At 51.5% G+C, this 19,504-nt stretch carries 14 protein-coding genes and 1 other annotated feature; of the genes, 1 reads left to right on the top strand and 13 read right to left on the bottom strand.

The genetic code is table 11. The annotated features are described in order from the left end of the window. Window positions 1-66: 66 nt before the first annotated feature. From DWZ56_RS06420 to DWZ56_RS06435, 5 genes are all read right to left on the bottom strand, one after another. Complete coding sequence (locus DWZ56_RS06420) at window positions 67-1,392, bottom strand: CCA tRNA nucleotidyltransferase (protein WP_118555550.1); 1,326 nt, start codon at window positions 1,390-1,392, stop codon at window positions 67-69. Further along, on the bottom strand, window positions 1,382-1,627 hold the full coding sequence (locus DWZ56_RS06425; RefSeq protein ID WP_118555551.1) for an NUDIX hydrolase: 246 nt from the start codon (window positions 1,625-1,627) through the stop codon (window positions 1,382-1,384). Before DWZ56_RS06425 ends, DWZ56_RS06420 begins: the two co-directional genes overlap by 11 nt. A gap of 208 nt (window positions 1,628-1,835) precedes the next feature. Further along, window positions 1,836-3,275 (bottom strand): proline--tRNA ligase, encoded by a 1,440-nt coding sequence (gene proS, locus DWZ56_RS06430; RefSeq protein WP_118555552.1) that lies wholly within the window; start codon window positions 3,273-3,275, stop codon window positions 1,836-1,838. 113 nt (window positions 3,276-3,388) lie between these two features. After that, window positions 3,389-3,598 (bottom strand) — a binding site (T-box leader). A gap of 65 nt (window positions 3,599-3,663) precedes the next feature. Further along, window positions 3,664-3,798, bottom strand: a complete 135-nt coding sequence (locus tag DWZ56_RS23305) for a hypothetical protein (protein WP_279220278.1) — start codon at window positions 3,796-3,798, stop codon at window positions 3,664-3,666. 80 nt (window positions 3,799-3,878) lie between these two features. After that, window positions 3,879-4,427 (bottom strand): DJ-1 family glyoxalase III, encoded by a 549-nt coding sequence (locus tag DWZ56_RS06435; RefSeq protein WP_118555553.1) that lies wholly within the window; start codon window positions 4,425-4,427, stop codon window positions 3,879-3,881. Between the two features lie 430 nt (window positions 4,428-4,857). Between DWZ56_RS06435 and DWZ56_RS06440 the strand changes: the two genes are divergently transcribed. Continuing rightward, on the top strand, window positions 4,858-5,316 hold the full coding sequence (locus DWZ56_RS06440; RefSeq protein WP_118555554.1) for a CYTH domain-containing protein: 459 nt from the start codon (window positions 4,858-4,860) through the stop codon (window positions 5,314-5,316). Here the strand turns inward: DWZ56_RS06440 and DWZ56_RS06445 are convergent. From DWZ56_RS06445 to ileS, 8 genes are all read right to left on the bottom strand, one after another. Continuing rightward, on the bottom strand, window positions 5,297-5,965 hold the full coding sequence (locus DWZ56_RS06445; protein WP_118555555.1) for a Crp/Fnr family transcriptional regulator: 669 nt from the start codon (window positions 5,963-5,965) through the stop codon (window positions 5,297-5,299). The two genes, DWZ56_RS06440 and DWZ56_RS06445, sit on opposite strands and share 20 nt — an antisense overlap. Before the next feature lie 84 nt (window positions 5,966-6,049). Then, window positions 6,050-7,186: a glycosyltransferase WbsX family protein gene (locus tag DWZ56_RS06450; RefSeq protein WP_118555556.1), complete on the bottom strand. Its 1,137-nt coding sequence runs from the start codon at window positions 7,184-7,186 to the stop codon at window positions 6,050-6,052. A gap of 146 nt (window positions 7,187-7,332) precedes the next feature. Beyond that, complete coding sequence (locus tag DWZ56_RS06455) at window positions 7,333-8,097, bottom strand: M23 family metallopeptidase (RefSeq protein WP_118555557.1); 765 nt, start codon at window positions 8,095-8,097, stop codon at window positions 7,333-7,335. Window positions 8,098-8,242: 145 nt separating this feature from the next. Further along, window positions 8,243-9,154 (bottom strand): SpoIID/LytB domain-containing protein, encoded by a 912-nt coding sequence (locus DWZ56_RS06460; protein WP_118555558.1) that lies wholly within the window; start codon window positions 9,152-9,154, stop codon window positions 8,243-8,245. 72 nt (window positions 9,155-9,226) lie between these two features. Beyond that, window positions 9,227-12,022 carry a glycoside hydrolase family 38 C-terminal domain-containing protein gene (locus tag DWZ56_RS06465; RefSeq protein WP_158584474.1) on the bottom strand — a complete coding sequence of 932 codons (2,796 nt, stop codon included), beginning with the start codon at window positions 12,020-12,022 and terminating at the stop codon, window positions 9,227-9,229. Window positions 12,023-12,266: 244 nt separating this feature from the next. Beyond that, window positions 12,267-13,445, bottom strand: a complete 1,179-nt coding sequence (locus tag DWZ56_RS06470; protein WP_118555560.1) for an ROK family protein — start codon at window positions 13,443-13,445, stop codon at window positions 12,267-12,269. Between the two features lie 92 nt (window positions 13,446-13,537). Next, window positions 13,538-16,000 (bottom strand): glycogen/starch/alpha-glucan phosphorylase, encoded by a 2,463-nt coding sequence (locus tag DWZ56_RS06475; protein WP_118555561.1) that lies wholly within the window; start codon window positions 15,998-16,000, stop codon window positions 13,538-13,540. Window positions 16,001-16,023: 23 nt separating this feature from the next. Next, window positions 16,024-19,143 carry an isoleucine--tRNA ligase gene (ileS, locus tag DWZ56_RS06480; protein WP_118555562.1) on the bottom strand — a complete coding sequence of 1,040 codons (3,120 nt, stop codon included), beginning with the start codon at window positions 19,141-19,143 and terminating at the stop codon, window positions 16,024-16,026. Window positions 19,144-19,504 lie beyond the last annotated feature (361 nt).

The following is a 19,504-nucleotide window of genomic DNA, read 5'->3' on the forward strand; positions in this document are numbered from 1 at the left end:
TCTATCTTATGAAGAGGGGGATAGCTTTATGACAGGGCCGGGACGAATTTCGCCTGCCGCTGTAAATCAAATATAGCGCTGCATCAGATATTCTTTTGTATTATGCTCCGGGCTGTCCAGCACATCCTCCAGCATCCGATTTAATATCTGCCCGATTTCACGGCCCGGCTGCATGCCCGCCGCGATCAAATCACTGCCGGTGACCGCCAGTTTCTTTAAGGTTATGCAGTCCCTTTCAGCCACGATCTGGCCGTACATCACACCGACCTCCTTCACAGCCTGCAGCAGATAGCTCTTTGCGTAATCGCTCTTTGCCATGTTGTCGGCCCACATGATCTTAAGTAGGCTCGGGAACAGTTCCTCTCCCACACGGTTCATGGCCCGCCTCACATTGGCCTTCGTCATATTAAATGCATAGTCGTGCCATTTTACCAGTTTGGTCACCCTGGCTATGGTATCATTGTCAAACTTCAGGCGTTTTAAAATCTGATCCGCGATCCTGCTGCCGGCTTCCCCGTGGCGGTAGAAATGGTCACACCCATCGCTTCCCACAGTCTTTACAAGAGGTTTTCCGATATCGTGCAGCAGCGCCGTCCACCGCAGCACATGATCCGCCTCACAGTGCTTCAGCATGGCCAGGGTATGCTCTCCCACGCTGTAACAGTGGTAAGGATTGTTCTGCTCCGTCTCCATAATAGCATCAAACTCCGGCAGCACAACCTTTGTGATGCCGGTCTCATAAGCAAAGCGGATATAGTCCGGATGCTCCGAAACCAGCAGCTTGGTCAGCTCCATCTGTATGCGTTCCATGCTGATGCGGGCCATGCTGGGCGCCAGATCGCAGACAGCCTGTCTGGTTTTTTCTTCGATCTCAAAACCCAGCTGGGCGGAAAACCGGACCGCCCTTAAGATTCTTAGTGCATCCTCCTCAAACCGGTGATGGGCATCGCCCACGCAGCGTATCACTTTGCGTTTCAGATCTTCCATCCCCCCGAACAGGTCGACAATCCCGCTCTCATGATTGTAAGCCATGGCATTGATGGTGAAATCCCGTCTTTTCAAATCCTCTTTAAGGCTGGGCGTAAACTGCACGGATGCGGGATGCCTGCAGTCTTCATATCTGCCGTCAATCCGGTAAGTTGTGACCTCATATCCGTTTCTCCCCAGCATAACGGTTACGGTGCCATGTTCAATCCCCGTATCTATGGTACGGCGAAATATCTCCTTCACCTGCCTGGGAGAAGCGGATGTCGTGATATCCCAGTCACCCGGCTCTCTGTTTAGCAGGGAATCCCGCACGCATCCGCCCACCGCATAAGCTTCAAATCCGCTGTCGGTGAGCCGTTTAATGATCTCCTCCACCTGTCCGGGCATCGTTATTTCATTGCTCATCCGTTACCGCTCCTTCCGGGGTGCCAAATCCCCACCGCCGCACCTGCTCCGCCATATGGCCGATATTACCCTCGCCGGCAAAGCATTTCATATCAAAAAAGTCTCCATCCTCACCTTTCTCGATCTTGCCGCCGGGAAGATTAAACAGGCCCTTATACGGATCCTTTACTCTCTTTAAAAACAGCAGCCGTTTCCGGTCCGGGCTGTATATCATAACACAGTTATAACCCTGCAAGGTGTTCCTCCTTTTGATACATTTAATGGTATCTGCTTTCCATTAGAGACATTATAACCCATGCCCCAGAAAATAATCAAGATCAGGTTAACAGCAATCCCTGCCCGTTCCCCGAAAAAAATTGCTATTCTCCGCAGCCGGAAAAGGCCGGGGAGTGGCTGAAAACAATTTTCAGTCGCGCCCCGGCCCTCAATTATAAACCGTATTTTTAATATGCCTTCCCCCAGTAAACCATGGCTTTCGCCGGCTTGCCGCAGACAGGGCATACATCCGTAATCTGCTCCTGCTCAAAGGGCATGCATCTGGAGGTTGCCGTAGTATCCTCCTTGATCTTCATCTCACATGCTTCATCGCCGCACCACATCATCTTTACAAATCCGGGTTTATTGGCGATGGCGTCCTTAAATTCCTCATAGGTGGAAGCGCTGGTGGTGTGTGCCGCCAGATGGGCCTTTGCCCTTTCCAGCATATCCGCCTGCATCTGCTCCAACGTCTCCCCGATCTTAGCGGACAGTTCATCCAGAGATACGACGATCTTCTCTCTGGTATCCCTGCGGACGATCACCGCCTGATTCGCTTCAATATCCTTGGGACCGACCTCCACGCGAAGCGGAATTCCGCGGATCTCCTGCTCGCTGAACTTCCATCCCGGGCTCTTATCGGAATCATCCACTTTCACCTTGTAGCCCGCCTCTATAAGCTGCGCTTTCAGCTCATAAGTTTTATCCAGCACACCTTCTTTATGCTGTGCAATCGGAACGATCATGACCTGAACCGGCGCAATTCTCGGAGGTAGCACCAGACCGCTGTCATCGCCATGTACCATGATGATCGCGCCGATAATACGGGTGGACATACCCCAGGATGTCTGGTGCACATACTGCAGCTGGTTCTCACGGTCGGAATACTGGATGCCGAACGCCTTCGCGAATCCGTCGCCGAAATTATGGCTGGTACCGGACTGCAGAGCCTTGCCGTCATGCATCAGCGCTTCTATCGTATAGGTGGACATGGCGCCTGCAAATTTTTCCTTATCGGTCTTCTTACCCTTGATCACCGGAATCGCCAGATACTGTTCACAGAAATCCGCATAGATATTCAGCATCTGTATCGTGCGCGCTTCAGCTTCTTCTTCGGTGGCATGGGCGGTATGGCCTTCCTGCCATAAAAATTCAGCGGAACGCAGGAAAGGCCTGGTGGTCTTCTCCCAGCGCACAACAGAACACCACTGATTGTACAGCTTCGGAAGGTCCCTGTGGGACTGTATGATCTTAGAATAAAAATCGCAGAACAGCGTCTCCGAAGTAGGCCTTACGCACAGGCGTTCTTCCAGTTTTTCCAGGCCGCCCTGTGTCACCCAGGCAACCTCCGGGGCAAAGCCCTCCACATGATCCTTCTCCTTCTGCAGCAGGCTTTCCGGAATGAACATGGGCATGTATACATTCTCCACTCCGGTTTCCTTAAACTTCTCATCCAGCGCCTTCTGAATGTTCTCCCAGATCGCATAGCCGTTGGGACGTATGATCATGCATCCTTTTACATTGGAATACTCCACCAGTTCGGCTTTCTTCACCACATCCGTATACCACTGAGCAAAATCGTCGTTCATGGACGTGATGGCTTCTACAAGTTTCTTTTCTTTCGCCATTTCTTTTCTCCTCTCCTCCGGATTATAAATAGGTATCCCTTTACCGGGATTTCACCGCCTGCGGCCGGCCGCATCGGCGGCATAATAAAAAGTCCATCCTCCCTCTGTATTCACAAAGGGACCGATGGACTTAAATCGGCGGTACCACCCTTATTAACTGCCGGCGGCAGTTCTCTTCTCATTCCGTTATCGCCGGAGATACGCCGTGCTCTTCGCACGGGGCTCCAAGGCCGGTTCCGGTTCCGCATAAGAAATGCCTTTCACCGCTGGCATTCTCTCTGAACATATGGGGAGGCCGTACTATTCCTCTTCATCGCCACGTTTAGCTGCCGGCCAAAAGAGCCGGATCATTTTAGTACTGTCATTGTATGCGATCGATTCATTTTTGTCAAGCGTTTCCGCATTTTCCATAAACAGTGGGCGCCGTCCCTCCGGGCTGTCCGTTAACCGGTTTGGGCGGCTCATCCTTTTGGGGAAATTCCACCGGCGCAGGAGCCGGCTGATCATTTTTCTCTTTTTCCATGGTTCTCCTCATCATTGCATAGGTTTTCATACAACGGTTTCCATGGAATTAGTCTGTGCGCATCAGAGCTCAAATATACGTCAAGCGTACTGTATGGCGTCCTTCACTTCCAGAGATGTCTTTTCATCCACCAGCAGGCGGATCAGTTCCAGGCCCAGATCGATGGCAAATCCTAAACCTCTGGCCGTTGTGATATTGCCGTCCGTCACCACTCCGTCCTTCACCCGGTCAGCCCCGATCAGCTTATCCTCAAAACCGGGATAACAGGTGGCCCGCTTTCCTTTTAATAGTCCCAGACCACCAAGGACGCTGGGCGCAGCGCAGATCGCGGCCAGACGTTTTCCTTTTTCAGCGGCCCGGCACAGCTCCTGCGCCAGCGCGGCACAAGCCCCCAGGAGTTTTGTTCCACCTCCGCCCCCGGGTAAAAACAACAGATCCGCATCGGATACATCGGTTTCGGTCAGCAGCCTGTCCGCCATGACCGTGATGCCGTGTGCGCCGGTCACTTCCCTGTGATCCGATATGGATACCAGTTCCACAATCACGCTGCCCCGTCTTAAAATATCCACCACCGCCAAGCATTCCACCTCTTCCAGTCCATCTGCCATAAATGCATACACTTTACTCATACTATCAGCCTCCAATCCTGATTTATTGTTACTATCACAGTTACTGTAAACTTCCCGCACATGACGGGGTATGTTCCTCATTGGGTTACTATTCACAGATGCCGTAAAGTTTCCGCGCATGGCGGGGCAGAGTATGGTCCTCATTGGGACACGCTCTCGCTCCGTGAAGCGCGCAGCGGTTCTAACGCTGCAAACTACGCAGCGAAAGAACCGGCGGGCTTCAAGGGATCCCAATGAGGACCATACTCTGCCCCGCCATGCGCTGCTTTACCGCCAACCGTGAATAGTAACCACATTGGGGCATAAAAAATACCTTTTATCTGCATTCTGTTAATATACCTGCTGACATGGTATAATGTCGACAGATATTATACCGCGCTGATTTTCGTACGCGCAGCGGACAATTTCCTCATTAGAAAGGAGCCACATCATGGAAATCGAAAGAAAATTTTTAGTTACCCGCCTGCCGGAAAATCTCTCCGATTATGCGTACCACAACATTGAGCAGGCCTACCTGTGCACGGATCCCGTGGTCCGCATACGCAGACAGGACGAAGAATACTATCTGACCTACAAAGGGAGGGGCATGATGGTCCGCGAGGAATATAATCTGCCTCTGACAAAGGCGGCGTATCTTCATTTAAAAGAAAAAGCGGACGGTAACATCGTCTCCAAAAAGCGGGTGCTGATTCCGCTTGAGGGGAACCTGAAAGCGGAGCTGGATCTGTTTTATTCCCCGCTGCCGGATCTGGTCATCGCTGAGGTAGAATTTCCCGATGAAGAATCGGCAAACAGTTTTCAGCCTCCCAGCTGGTTTGGCCAGGACGTGACCTTCGACTCCCACTACCACAACAGCTACTTATCCACCGTCACTGTGAAAGAGCCATAAGCCCATCCACATTCAGCAGCCGTATTTTCCCTCGTGAGACCGCCACCAGGCCTTCTCCGGAAAAATATTTCAGCATCCGTGAAACAACTTCCCGAGCGCTGCCCAGATGGTTGGCAATCTGCTCATGGGTGAGCGTCAGGGTATCGCTTTGCTCCAATGCGCTCTCATCCAGCAGAAATCTGGCCAGCCTCTTATCAAAGCTTAAGAACAGCACCTGCTCCATGATATCCATCACATCGGACATCCTGGAGCTTAGCAGTTCATTGGTAAAACCCGCGATGCTGACCTGTTCTTTAAAGAGCCGGTCATAGATGCCGGCAGGGATCCTCACCGCTTCCGTATCCATTTCTGCGGAAATATAGACATCAAAATTTATATTTCTCATAATGCAGGATGCCGAAAACAGACAGACATCCCGATCCAGCAGCCGGAACAGAGTGACCTCTTTTCCTTCTGCAGTTATGCTGTACACACGCACCCTGCCGCTCACCAGCAGAAACAGCCCGTTGCAGTCCTCTCTGCCCGCATGCAGCAGCGTCCCCGCCTTATAATAAACAGGCATGGAGGCCGCTGTCAGCGCATTGCGGGCACTCTGATTGATCTCTTTCCAAAATGGCAGCAATTCCGCCAGGTAATATTCCTTATCCACGCAGCCGCACTCTTTCCTTTTTCTTTAAATAGTTCACACCGTTACATATCTATGTAGATATTGTACCTGCTGTAAAGCCGCAAATCAATATAAATCCTTCCGGGTTCTTTCATCTTCACCTTCTCCAAACACTTCTTCTGCCGCCTTTAAATAACCGTAGCCGTATAGATCGTCCGGCTGCAGATAGCTGGTTTCCGTCCACTCGTTCCAGCTGTTAACCGTAATTAAAGGCGCCTGTTTGGGATGGCTGTCCGCATATTCCTTTGCCATCCTGAAACCCGCGCGCACCGCTTCGGGCGTATTGTTTTTGACAACGCCTGCCCTCATTCCGATAAATCTGGGATTATTGTCCCACCCTATGGATATATGCGGAAAATAGGGGATATCAAACTCCCGGTCCAGCCGTTTCCATTCTTTTTTTACATCCTTCAGGATCTCTGTGTAATCCCGGTCAATATCTGCAAAATGAACAAACTGATAGTGGGTGATGCTGGAAAATCCCAGTTTTTGTACCGCTTCGCCCTCTGTCCTGCATCCGGATCCGTCCAGTCCGGAGAGGTTCAGCACATCACCGTAAACTGTCAGCTGCAAATGCAGCCCGGGAAAACCCGCTTTTACTGTTTCCTCTCTAAACCACTCCAACGCTTCTCTGGTCTTTGATGCACCTCCCAGTCCATTTACGAGATTTCCCAGATCATAAATCTGAAATACAGGTTCCCCGTCAATCAGATAATAGTTGGGCTGCTTGAAATATTTCTCGATCACCCGATGGCAGACTGTTTCAAATTCATCTCTGTCTGCCGCCCCCTTCCAGATCACATCTTCCTGGTCCCAGGAAAGCCTGATATCCCAGGTGTGGTTCACATCATGATTTGCCCACATGAGATAAAATTTCATTTTGTCTCTGTTATCAGCCTTCAGAAAACCGTCATTGAGACAATTTTCCAAAAAAGGCCTCCCATCATACCAATACCAGTCATAAATAAAAACATTGATGCCGTGGCTGGCCGCCGCATCAATTTCCATTTCCATCACATGCGGATCCGCTTCATCCACATACCCCCAAAGAGGCCTCCTGGGCCAGGTATGGCCCTGATATTTCGGCGCGGCGTTCTTTACTGTCTGCCATTCTCCCATGCCTTCCGGCCAAAACATACGCGTTCTCGTTTCTCTTCCGGTATAAGCAGGCCATACATAGGCCGCCACATCATAGTTTCCCATTTTTCCTTTCCTCTCCCCTTCTTTTTGAATTCTAACCGTTCATCTGACATATTACTATGGATTCCTGTTTTCTTCATTGTAACCAGTGCAGGGTTTAAAATCAACAGCAAAAAAGCCAATGCATTGACTGCACTGGCTTTCACTTATTACTGTATATAATCCAACGGATCAATCGGAGCCCCGTCCTTTGTCATGCTGAAATACACGTTGCTGCCTTCCACAACATAATACTTAGTGGGATCTGCCACGCAGCCCAGGACATCCCCGGCCTTTACCTCGTCGCCGATCGACACCGGAATATCCTTCAGCTGTCCGATTTTGGCCTGGTAATTATCCCCCAGGTCCAGAACCATAAAGTCGCCGATTTCCTCATTATGATCGATCGTTATTACCTTGGCGTCCACGGGGCAGAGCACTTCTGTACCTACTTCTCCCTGGATCACAATGGCGGGATTGCATTTATACTGATCCAGCGTGGGGAAATAGATGGTAGAATCCATGCTGTAGTCCAGCACTACATTGCCCTGTACCGGCCAGCTTATCTTGTCGTCGGATGAAAAATGCAGTTTGGGAACTGCGGGTTTTTCGATTTCAGGTTCCACGGTCGCAGCCACATCGGTCTGCGGTTCCTCGGTTACTGCTTCGGTTGTGGTTTCCTCCACGGTGGGCTGTACATTGACCACTACATTCTCAGTGGTTTCTTCCTCTGTAGGAGGTTCCGCGGTCTGTGTCGCTTTCACATAGTCGTCCTTTGGTGTGTCCAAATCAATGTACTGGCTCTGCTCCGGCTCTTCTTTTGTTCCATTGCGAAGAGAGAGGGTTCCCGCCACAGCGGCTGCGATTACCAGGCAGCCCAGAAGAAGCATCAGAGGCGCCTTTCCCCGAAACATATTATTAAATTTTCTTTTCACAATATTCACCTCGATTCCAGTCAGCCTTTGGCTGTTCTATGGTATTAGTCTTGCCTGAAATCGTAGGCTTATTCTTTTTCAAAATTAAAAATCTGACATGTTTTGTTAATTAAACCGGCCTCTCTTTTGTCCGGCAGCGCTGTTATTAAAACTCCGATGCGAGCTCTATGTTCTTATAATAATAGTTCAGGATCTCTTCAAAGGTGCTGCCGTTTTCAGCCATCTGCGCCGCGCCCCACTGGCTTAAACCGAATCCGTGCCCGTCTCCCTGGCATACGATGCGTATCTTATCCTCAAAGGATTCGATGGTAAAGCTCGGGGAACTTAAACCCAGCGCTTCCTGAATTTCTTCTCCTTTATATAATGCGGTGCCGATCTGGATCGCGGTGATATATCCGCCTTCATCCCGTTCCACAATCTGTACCGTATCCATGATCCCGGAAGCGGACAGGCCGGTATCGCCGTGCAGCTCCTGAATTCTTTTTACAAATTCATCGGGAGTCCATGTGCTGATGGACAGAAAGCCTTCATAAGAAACATCGTCGCTGGCCACAGGCATGAGGTAGGGGCGCTGCTCCCCGCCGGACCTGGTATATCCCGCACAGGCATGATGGAACATGGCGTCGATATATCCGCCTTCATATTTCAGCGTCCGCCCCGCAGTGGCGGCCACAGCATTTTCAAGATTTTTGTAGTATTCTGTATATCTGTCTCCCCACTCTTTTTTCATCTGTGACAGTGTTTTATAAGCGATGCTTAAGGTGTCAGCCGATACTTCTCCCTGTCCCTGCAGCATCTGGTACAGATAAGTTCTGGCAATCACAGCCTGGCTCTGGAGCGCTGCCGCCGGATATTCGGGCGGAATCTGTTCCGCCAGTATATAGATAACAAAATTCTCCAGGTCCATCTGTTCGCCTTCTACTATAATAGTCTTCCCGCTATAATCCAGTTCATTCTTCTGCCGCTCGATCTGGCCGGTCCAAATCAGGGTGATGAGATAAGGGAGGCACATCGAGATGACGGCCCATCCAAGCATTTGCAGCATTTTTTGTTTCATGAACAATTTCTCCCCGCATACTTTGATATCTCTATCATTGTATGCGGGGAGAAATTAGTACATGCAATCCTTTTACCGTAATACCACGCGGAAAGAGCAGACCTCTCCCGGCTGCAGCTCATACAGCACGGTTTCTTCATCCGGTGTATCTATTTTTTCCTGATCCCGCTCCATAAAATCACAGCGATATGCTTCCAGCTTTCTGCCTGGCAGGTATATTCTGGCCTCTGACGGCACATCCTTTACATTGTATATACGCACGATCAGCCCGCGGTTATCCTCGGCCGCTTTAACCGCCGACAGCACGGCTCCTTCCACACGGCAGAAGCTTCGGCATCCGGCGCTTTTGCGGGGATAGCCTCCCATGGAACGGGATATAAGCGGGTGTAAAAACTTCTCCGACAGCTCCGCCAGTTCACTGGCACCGCTCTCACAAACAACTACGGCAAAGCGCATCTCATGTTCTCCGATCTCCGGGCAGGGATCCGGATTATAAGAGCCGCGTATGAGGTTCAGAGATAGTGTTTCCCCAAATCCGCGGAAACCATACTTGCTGTCACTAATCAGCGCCAGCGCTCCGGCACCGGACTCTGGCAGCGCACAGGCCAGACTGACAGAAGGCACATCCCATCCCTGGGACGGACGGTCGGTCACTCCAAACGGTATTGTATACCGATATTCCTTCGGTGCATAGCCGCACGGCACACAGAATCTAAGCTGGGGCACGCCGGTCAGTTTACTTCCTCTCTCCATCCAGTCAGCCCGCACCTGAAACTGCAGCAGATCGCTTCCCTCATCCAGGGATATCTTCGCATGCAGGCTGCTGCTGCCAAAAGAAAGGCGGTAAGCCGCATATTTATGTATTCCGGTCAGATTCTCCCCTTCCTCATATATCTCACACTCCCCGTTCAGATCTTTCACCGCAGCTATTTTTCCAACCCTCCATGCGGTCATGCCCTGGCTGGTGTCCTCTGTAATCAGCTGAAAACCGCAGGCAGGCTTGCTGCGCACGATCAAATCTGCGCCGTCGCATTTTCTGATCAAAGACACACATTTCATTGAGGAACGCTCAAACACCGCACGTATTCTGTCATTTTCCATACAGAGGTCTTCGTCGGTAATGTGATCTGTTCTGGAATCCGCCGGGAACTGTAAGCCGATCCTGTCTGCCGGCAGCGGCATAATCCGGCAGATATTGTATCCGAACGGCGGTATGTTAATCCAAACCAGCATCTTGCAGAACGTATGTCCCCAATAACCGCTGCCTCTCTCCAGAACCTGGAAAGGCAGCTCGCGCTCCTCCATATCGCAGACCCGCGTCTGATCCGGCTCACGGTCCCAGTCCCAGAGCATGATCTCCGCCATTTCCTCACGGTCATACTGTGTGGTATTAAACACTGCAACATGGCGCACAGGTCCGCTGCCCATCTCGCTTTTGGAAAAGCCGTATCCGTGCCCGTCATCCACTCCGCTGCCCGCCCCGGCTCCCAGAGCGGTATCCTCAAACACGAGGCCATCGGTTTCCGATGCGCTGCGGCATATGAAATCCATAGCCCGGACCGCATTTGCGCCTGCCGCAGCCATGGCCTTCTGAAATTCACCCAGTGCATACTCACGCGTTTCAACGGTTCCCGAACCGGGCAGGATATCGTGGAACTGATTGAACAGCACTTTTCTCCAGGCCTTCTCAAATCCTGGAGCGCGCGTATAATCTCCATTTTCCAGAAGGGCCATGCAGTCCAGCGCCTCCGCCTCCGTAAGTCTCGCCTCACCCATGTGATTGGCCGCCTTGATTCTGGACTGCGAAGTATAGCATCCCGTAAAGACATAGTTTAATTCCTGATCCACCAGAGGAAGACTGTCTCTTCTCGCTTCCGCCAGGTCGAAAAATTCCCGGAATGTCCCGAATCTTATATTCGGCAAAAGCGGCCATCCGGCCATATCCTGAAGCAGGTTCAGATCGCGTCTCGTGGGCCCGCCGCCATGATCGCCGACCCCGTATACCTTGAGCATGGCCTTCATGCCGTAGCGCCGGCAGAATTCCGGCAGTATGCTGCACATATCATAGCAGATCGCAGCGTTATACCAGTACGGTTCTCTGTAAGCGAGAACCTCCGCGTCGGATATACCTTTAAACCGGTATAAAAACTCCCCGTCATATCCTCTGCAGTGATAGTAGCGGCTGACTCCGCCTTTTTGCAGTATCTCCGGCATATTTCGGCTGTGTCCGAAGGTATCCGGCTCAAAGTCCAGATTCAGAGAATCCATGGAAATATCAAGCAGTTCGGACAGATAGCGTTTTGTATAGAGCAGGTGCCTGGCCATGGCTTCCCCTGCCGGCATGTTTTTATCGTTTTCCACCCAGGTGGAAGCCGTCACCTCCCAGCGTCCTTCCTTCACTCTGGCCCGTATCTCTTTAAGAAGCTCCGGCGCGTATTCCTCAACGATACGGTATACGGATGCCTGAGACTGTGAAAAGGTAAAGCCCGGGTATTCCTCCATAAGCCTTAGCATTGTCCTGACCGTATCCAGGGTAACCGTTACCGTCTCCTGATATCCCCACATCCAGTTCATATCAATATGGGCATGGGCCGCACAGATCAGTGTGTACTCCTTAGCTCTTTCAGACAGCGGGAGCAGGAGCTGTTCCGCCCGTTCTGCCGCCTCCGGGGTGATCAGACCGTTTTTCTCATATTCCTGCTCAAGCAGCCCAACCGCCTCTTCTATGAGCAGGCCGGTATCGTCTTCCTTCCCATAGAGCAATTCCATCAAATAGCCGGTCTCTGCCAGTATCCGCTGGGCCCAATAGCCCTGCGCCGCTTTTTCTTTCAGCTGCCGATAGCTTTCTGCAACACTATTGCTGTTCATACATCCTCCTTTTCCTGTCACCAACCGAAGGTTGATGACCTGCGCACGCTTCAGCGTGCTTCCGCTTTTGATAACTTTCTGCTGCATAGACACAACTAAGCGCGTACTAATAGTTATCGCTATTATAACATAGCGATTGTTGATTGTAAATTTATTTTACTATTATTTTAATGATGCTGTCTGTTAGCCAAAAGAGCCGGGCACTGATTTGATCAGCACATCGGCTCCATATAATCCAAATGCTTTATGATGTTTTAGGACCGTCAAATAATATCCGCCCTCCAAAAACCTGATCCAGCACATTGCAGGCCGCGCCGGCCAGCTGAGTCTCTTCACCGAACGACGCCTTGAGTATCCGTATATGGTTATAGCCGCTGGACAGCTTATGTTGATTGATATAATCTTCCATCCGCTCCAGATAGCGCTGCGGAAGCTTAACGCCCTCATGTCCCAGAATAACGGCCTCGGGATTCAGCAGATTGCATACGCTCACCAGGCAGTACCCGAGCTTGTCCACCGCATCGGTAATAATCCGGTCGATGATGGTCTCATCACAGAGCTCGCAGCATTCATCAAAGGTCAGCCTCCGGCCCACCGCGGCTTCCGCTTTCCGGCAGATAACGGTGGCGCTGGCATAGTTTTCAACGCATCCGTAATTGCCGCATTCACAGCGGACCCCTCTGTAGTCTACGCTCATATGACCAAGTTCACTGCCCAGCCCGGCCTGACTCTGCAGTATCCTGCCGTCCAGATAGATCCCCGCGCCGATGCCGTTGGTGATGCCCACAAATATAAAGGAAGAAAAATTTTTGCCGCATCCGAACAGTTTTTCCGCCCGGGCCGCCGAATTATACTGATGATCCATAAATACGGGAATCCCGTATCTTTCTTTCAGCTCCGCGACCAGCGGCACATTTTTGATGCCGTAGAAGCGGGGAGGATTCAGCAGCACACCTTTTGCCACATCCAGAGGGCCGATGGAGGCCACACCGATCCCCAGAACATTGGGCTCCCAGTCCAGCATGCTGTCAATGAGGCCGCACAGGTTATCCAAAAACCATTCCCTGTCGCCGCTGTCCATCTCTATCCGCTTGGTGCAGAGCACGTTCAGCCGCAAATCGCACAGCACCGCCGCGCAGTATTCACGGTTGATCAGAATACCGATCACCTTCGGCGCGCTGGGCGATACATCCAGCAGGACAGGATTTCTGCCCTGAATTTCCTGCTTTTCGCGCTCACCCTCCACAACCAGCTTCATCTGTATAAATTCATCGATGATGTTGGTAACGGACATCTTGGTCAGTCTGCTGGACCTGGCAAGGCTGATCCTGGTGCTGCACTCCCCTGTCGCAATCAGCTGCAGCAGCAGGCCGCGGTTTCGCTGTTTCAAATCACTGTTATTAATCCCTTTACCCTTATCCATTCATTCCCCATCCGTCTCTGTACTTGCCAGCGGTTTATCCGCCGTCCGCACGGCAGGGAAAACCTGCCTTACGCCTGCCGTGCGTTTGAACATCAGATATCTACCGTGACCTTCTCCAGATGCCAGATATCGTCCACATATTCCTGAATTGTTCTATCCGAAGAGAATTTACCCACATTGCTGACATTTAATATGGCGGCTTTCGCCCACCATGCCTCATCGCGGTACGCAGCCTCCACCCTCTTCTGCGCCTGAGCGTAGGAGCGGAAATCCTTCAATATAAAATAGGTATCGGCGCGGTCGCTGCTCTTGGTATTGAGCAGAGAATTATACAGGTCGCGGAACAGCTCCGGATCCTGGGGCGAGAAATACCCATTGATCAGCTGCATCAGGATCCTGCGTATATCCTGGTCGTTGTTGAAAATCTGCATGGGATCATAACCGCCCTCGTTCTCATAGCGGATGACCTCATCACTGGAAAGGCCGAAGATAAAGGCGTTCTCCTCGCCCACTTCCTCCACAATCTCCACATTGGCCCCATCCATGGTGCCCAGGGTCAGCGCGCCGTTTAACATAAATTTCATGTTGCCGGTGCCGGAAGCTTCCTTGCTGGCTGTGGAGATCTGCTCGCTGACATCGCTGGCCGCGAAGATGATTTCCGCGTTGGATACGCGGTAATCTTCGATAAATACCACCTTGATCCTGCCTCCGATAGATTTGTCGTTATTGATCACATCCGCCACGGAGTTGATCAGCTTTATGGTCAGCTTGGCGCGGCGGTAACCGGCAGCGGCCTTGGCGCCGAAGATAAAGGTTCTGGGATAGAACTCCATATCCGGGTGATCCCGCAGCTCATTGTACAGATACATCACATGCAGGATGTTCAGCAGCTGCCTCTTGTATTCGTGCAGACGCTTCACCTGCACATCAAAGATGGATCTTGGGTCCACATCGATGCCGTTGTGTTCTTTGATGTATTTCGCCAGCCTAAGCTTATTCTGATACTTGATATTCATGAACTCCTGCTGGCATTTCTTGTCGTCCGCGTACACTTCCAGCTTCTTTATATGGGACAGGTCGGTGATCCATTCGTCGCCGATCTTGTCGGTCACCCACTGCGCCAGCAGGGGGTTGGCATGAAGCAGGAAACGGCGCTGGGTGATGCCGTTGGTTTTGTTGTTGAATTTCTCAGGCATCATCTCATAGAAGTCTTTTAATTCCTGCTTTTTGAGGATTTCCGTATGCAGGCGGGCAACACCGTTTACGGAGAAACCTGCCACAATGGCCATATGAGCCATCTTCACCTGGCCGTCGTAGATGATCGCCATCTTGGCCACCTTATCCTGATTGCCCGGATACGTCTCGCGGATCCGGTTCACGAACCGGCGGTTGATCTCTTCAACAATCTGATAGATTCTGGGCAGCAGCCTGGAAAACAGCTCGATGGGCCACTTTTCCAGAGCCTCCGCCATGATGGTGTGGTTGGTATACGCGCAGGTTTTGCTGGTCACTTCCCACGCCTCATCCCAGGTCAGGTTGAAATCATCCAGCAGAATGCGCATCAGTTCGGGCACCGCTACGGTGGGATGAGTATCGTTAAGCTGGAAGCAGACTTTTTCATGCAGCTTATGAATGTCATGGCCGGGGATGCTCATATATTTCTGCACCGCGCGCTGCACGCTGGCGGATATGAAGAAATACTGCTGTTTCAGACGCAGCTCCTTGCCGGCATAGTGGTTGTCGTTGGGATAGAGCACCTCCACAATGGTTTTTGCCAGATTTTCCTGCTCCACCGCCTTCTGATAATCGCCCTTGTCAAAGGACTCCAGATTGAACGTATTGATGGGTTCCGCATCCCAGATGCGCAGCGTATTCACCACGTTGTTGCCGTATCCGATGACCGGCAGATCGTAGGGCACCGCGCGCACGCACTGATAACCTTCCTGGAAGAAGTGATCCCGGCCGTCGCTGCCCCGTTCCACACGGACATATCCTCCGAACTTCACTTCCTGTGCGTATTCGTCCCGGCGGACCTCGAAGGGATTTCCGTTCTTTAACCAGTCGTCCGGCACCTCGATCTGGTAGCCGTTCTCAATCTGCTGCTTGAACATGCCGTATTTATAGCGGATGCCGCAGCCGTAAGCCGGATATCCGAGAGTAGCGAGGGAATCCAGAAAGCAGGCCGCCAGCCTTCCAAGGCCGCCGTTTCCTAAGGCATAGTCCCTCTCCTGATCCTCCAAAAGGTTCAGATCCACATTCAGTTCTGCCAGCGCCGCCTTCACCTCATCCCAGGCGCAGAGGTTGATGATGTTATTGCCCAGTGCGCGGCCCATGAGGAATTCCATGGACAGGTAATACACCACCTTTACATCCTTTTCCTTATACAGCTTGTGGGTGGCGATCCATTCGTCTATGATGATATCCTTGATGGCATAGGCCACAGCTTGAAAAATCTGCTGCGGCGTAGCCTCATCAATGGTGACACGGTAACGGTTTTTCACGTTATCAATGATATTCTTTTTAAATGTCTCTTTATTGAAATCTTTTCTTTCCAAGTGACAGACTCCTCCATTCAGGTTTATTTATGCACCCGTTCAACGCCAAGCATCGTGGTTTCACCGTTGATATTCCATTCCCTGGCGATCCCGTCAGTTTCACCGATGATGATATAGTCGGCCAGGACATCGTGTTTGATTTCGTCGGCATGCTTTTTGATCAGATCCGCCAGCTTATCGTTGGCATCCTGATATACATTAATATGATCGGTGACCTCAAATCCTGCCTCTTTTCTCATGGTCTGAATCTTGCTGATCAGCTCTCTGACAAAGCCCTCCTCGATGAGTTCTTCGGTCAGGTTGGTATCCAGCACAACAGTCAGGTCTTTTTCATTCTCGGACACATAGCCGGGAGTCTTGGCCATGTCGATTAGCAGATCGTCTTTTGTCAGCTCCACTTTCTGCCCGTCGATCTCAAATTCCAGAACACCCTTTTCATTCAGCGTATCCATGGCGGCGTTGCCGTCCAGGGATGTGAGCGCCTCTTTGATCTTACCCAGAAGCTTGCCGTATTTCGGTCCCACCGTGCGCATCTGCGGCTTGAATGTATAGGTGGTAAACGCCCTCACATCATCGGTAAAGACCACTTCCTTCACATTCAGTTCATCTTCGATGATCTCCACATAGAATTCCGGCAGAACGGAGCCTGCCTTCACAAACATTTTGCCGATGGGCTGTCTGTTTTTGATGTTTGCGGTATTCCTGCAGGCGCGGCCCATCACGACGATTTCAAGTACGGCGTCCATATTCTTTTCCAGCTCGCTGTCGATCATGCTTTCGCAGACCGCCGGGAAGTCACACAGATGCACGCTTTCCGGGGCGTTTTTATTGATCTTTCTTACCAGGTTCTGGTAGATGTTTTCCGTCATGAACGGGATCATGGGCGCCGCTGCTTTGGACACCGTAACCAGTGCCGTATACAGCGTCATATATGCGTTGATCTTATCCTGCGGCATCCCTTTGGCCCAGAAACGCTCACGGCTGCGCCTTACGTACCAGTTGCTCATATCATCCACAAATTCCTGAAGGGCTCTTGCCGCTTCCGGGATCTTGTAGTCTCCCAGGCAGCTGTCCACGGTCTTTACGACGGTATTCAGCTTGGACAGCAGCCATTTGTCCATGACAGTGAGCTTATCGTATTCCAGAGTATATTTGGTAGCGTCAAAGTTGTCAATATTCGCATAGAGCACAAAAAATGCGTAGGTATTCCACAGGGTGCCCAGGAACTTTCTCTGTCCCTCCACCACGGCATCCCCATGGAAACGGTTGGGCAGCCAGGGCGCGGAATTGATATAGAAATACCAGCGGATCGCATCTGCGCCGTAGGCATCCAGCGCTTCAAACGGATCCACAGCGTTCCCCTTGGATTTGGACATCTTCTGTCCGTCCTTGTCCTGCACGTGGCCCAGCACGATCACATTTTCGTAGGGCGCCTTGTTAAACAGCAGCGTGGAAATCGCCAGCAGGGAATAGAACCAGCCTCTGGTCTGATCCACGGCCTCGGAGATAAACTTGGCCGGGAACTGCTGATCAAACAGTTCTTTATTCTCAAAAGGATAGTGATGCTGTGCAAACGGCATGGCTCCTGAATCGAACCAGCAGTCGATCACCTCAGGCACCCGCTTCATCTGCTTGCCGCAGACAGGACAGGTAACTGTCACTTCATCAATATAAGGGCGGTGCAGCTCGATGCCGTCAGGGCAGTTGGGCGACATGGATTTCAATTCCTCGATGCTGCCGATGGCGTGCTGATGCCCGCATTCGCACTCCCAGATATTGAGAGGCGTGCCCCAGTAACGGTTGCGGCTGATGCCCCAGTCCTGCACATTTTCCAGCCAGTCGCCGAAGCGGCCCTTGCCGATGCTCTCGGGGATCCAGTTCACAGTATTGTTGTTGCGGATCAGATCGTCCTTCACCGCCGTCATCTTGATGAACCAGGACTCGCGCGCATAATAGATCAGCGGAGTATCACATCTCCAGCAGTGCGGATAGCTGTGCTCAAAGGAAGGCGCGGAGAACAGAAGGCCTCTTTCCTCCAGATCTTTTAAGATCATCGGGTCGGCTTTCTTGCAGAAGGTCCCCGCCCAGGGAGTTTCCGCCGTCATCTCGCCTTTGCCGTCCACCAGCTGCAGGAAGGGCAGGTCATATTTGCGGCCCACCTTGGAGTCGTCCTCACCGAAGGCCGGTGCGATATGAACCACGCCGGTACCGTCGGTCAGCGTTACATAGGTGTCGCAGGTTACATAGTATGCCTTTTTATTGAGGGTCACGAAGGGAAATAAAGGCTCGTATTCCTTGTATTCCAGGTCGGTTCCCACATATTTCTCCAGGACCTCATAGCTGCCGGAACCAAGCACCGTATCTGCCAGAGCCTCCGCCAGATAGTACACATACTCCTCTGTTTTTACCTTCACATAGGTTTCGTTGGGGTTCACGCAGAGCGCCACGTTGGAAGGCAGTGTCCAGGGCGTGGTGGTCCAGGCCAGGATATAGGCATCCTCACCCTTTACTTTAAATCTCGCGATAGCGGAACGCTCCTTGACATCCTTGTAGCCCTGCGCCACCTCATGGCTGGACAGAGGGGTACCACATCTGGGGCAGTAAGGCACGATCTTGTATCCTTTATACAGCAGGCCTTTCTCCCAGATCTGCTTCAGCGCCCACCATTCGGACTCGATGTAGTCGTTGTGATAGGTCACATAGGGATGTTCCATATCTGCCCAGAATCCGACGGTAGCGGAGAAATCCTCCCACATGCCCTTATATTTCCATACGCTTTCTTTACAATGATTGATAAACGGCTCCAGGCCGTAAGCCTCGATCTGTTCCTTGCCGTCTAAGCCCAGCATCTTTTCCACTTCCAGCTCCACCGGGAGTCCGTGGGTATCCCATCCGGCCTTTCTGGGCACCATATAGCCCTTCATCGTGCGGTATCTGGGAATCATATCCTTGATCACACGGGTCAGCACATGGCCGATATGGGGCTTTCCGTTAGCCGTGGGCGGGCCGTCATAAAAGGTGTAGGTTTCACCTTCTCTTCTTGAATCAATACTTTTTTCGAAGATGTGGTTTTCTTCCCAGAATTTTTCTACCTGCTTCTCTCTGTCTACAAATTTGAGATCTGTTGAGACTTTGTCATACATGGGGAATTTACCTCCGTTCATATTTTACATAGAATAAATTGAAATAGGATCCCGCTCGCGGGATTCTCCGCCTGCGGCTGGTCACTTCAATTATGCCTGCCGCAGTGCGATCCTAAGTGGAGCATTTTCTATTGAAGAACAAAAAACCTCCGCCCGGAACACGGACGAAGGCAAGTTCGCTATACCACCAGTTCAACATACTAACATACGTCTTCCCTGTAACGGGGGAATACCGTCCATCCTTATAACACAGGGTCCGCAGCAGGCCGACTCCGCCGTTATTCGGGATGAAAGCTCTGGAGTGATCTTCAGTGATTCCCTACCGGTACCGGCCTCGCACCTGCGCCGGTTCGCTGTGACT

It is taken from the genome of Lachnotalea sp. AF33-28 (genome assembly GCF_003477885.1).
In the GTDB taxonomy this organism is placed as follows: domain Bacteria; phylum Bacillota; class Clostridia; order Lachnospirales; family Lachnospiraceae; genus AF33-28.

Coding starts and splice junctions, on each gene's coding strand:
- DWZ56_RS06420 (WP_118555550.1), bottom strand. CDS start 1,392: ATGAGCAATGAAATAACGATGCCCGGACAGGTGGAGGAGATCATTAAA.
- proS (WP_118555552.1), bottom strand. CDS start 3,275: ATGGCGAAAGAAAAGAAACTTGTAGAAGCCATCACGTCCATGAACGAC.
- DWZ56_RS23305 (WP_279220278.1), bottom strand. CDS start 3,798: ATGGAAAAAGAGAAAAATGATCAGCCGGCTCCTGCGCCGGTGGAATTT.
- DWZ56_RS06435 (WP_118555553.1), bottom strand. CDS start 4,427: ATGAGTAAAGTGTATGCATTTATGGCAGATGGACTGGAAGAGGTGGAA.
- DWZ56_RS06440 (WP_118555554.1), top strand. CDS start 4,858: ATGGAAATCGAAAGAAAATTTTTAGTTACCCGCCTGCCGGAAAATCTC.
- DWZ56_RS06450 (WP_118555556.1), bottom strand. CDS start 7,186: ATGGGAAACTATGATGTGGCGGCCTATGTATGGCCTGCTTATACCGGA.
- DWZ56_RS06460 (WP_118555558.1), bottom strand. CDS start 9,154: ATGAAACAAAAAATGCTGCAAATGCTTGGATGGGCCGTCATCTCGATG.
- DWZ56_RS06465 (WP_158584474.1), bottom strand. CDS start 12,022: ATGAACAGCAATAGTGTTGCAGAAAGCTATCGGCAGCTGAAAGAAAAA.
- DWZ56_RS06470 (WP_118555560.1), bottom strand. CDS start 13,445: ATGGATAAGGGTAAAGGGATTAATAACAGTGATTTGAAACAGCGAAAC.
- ileS (WP_118555562.1), bottom strand. CDS start 19,143: ATGTATGACAAAGTCTCAACAGATCTCAAATTTGTAGACAGAGAGAAG.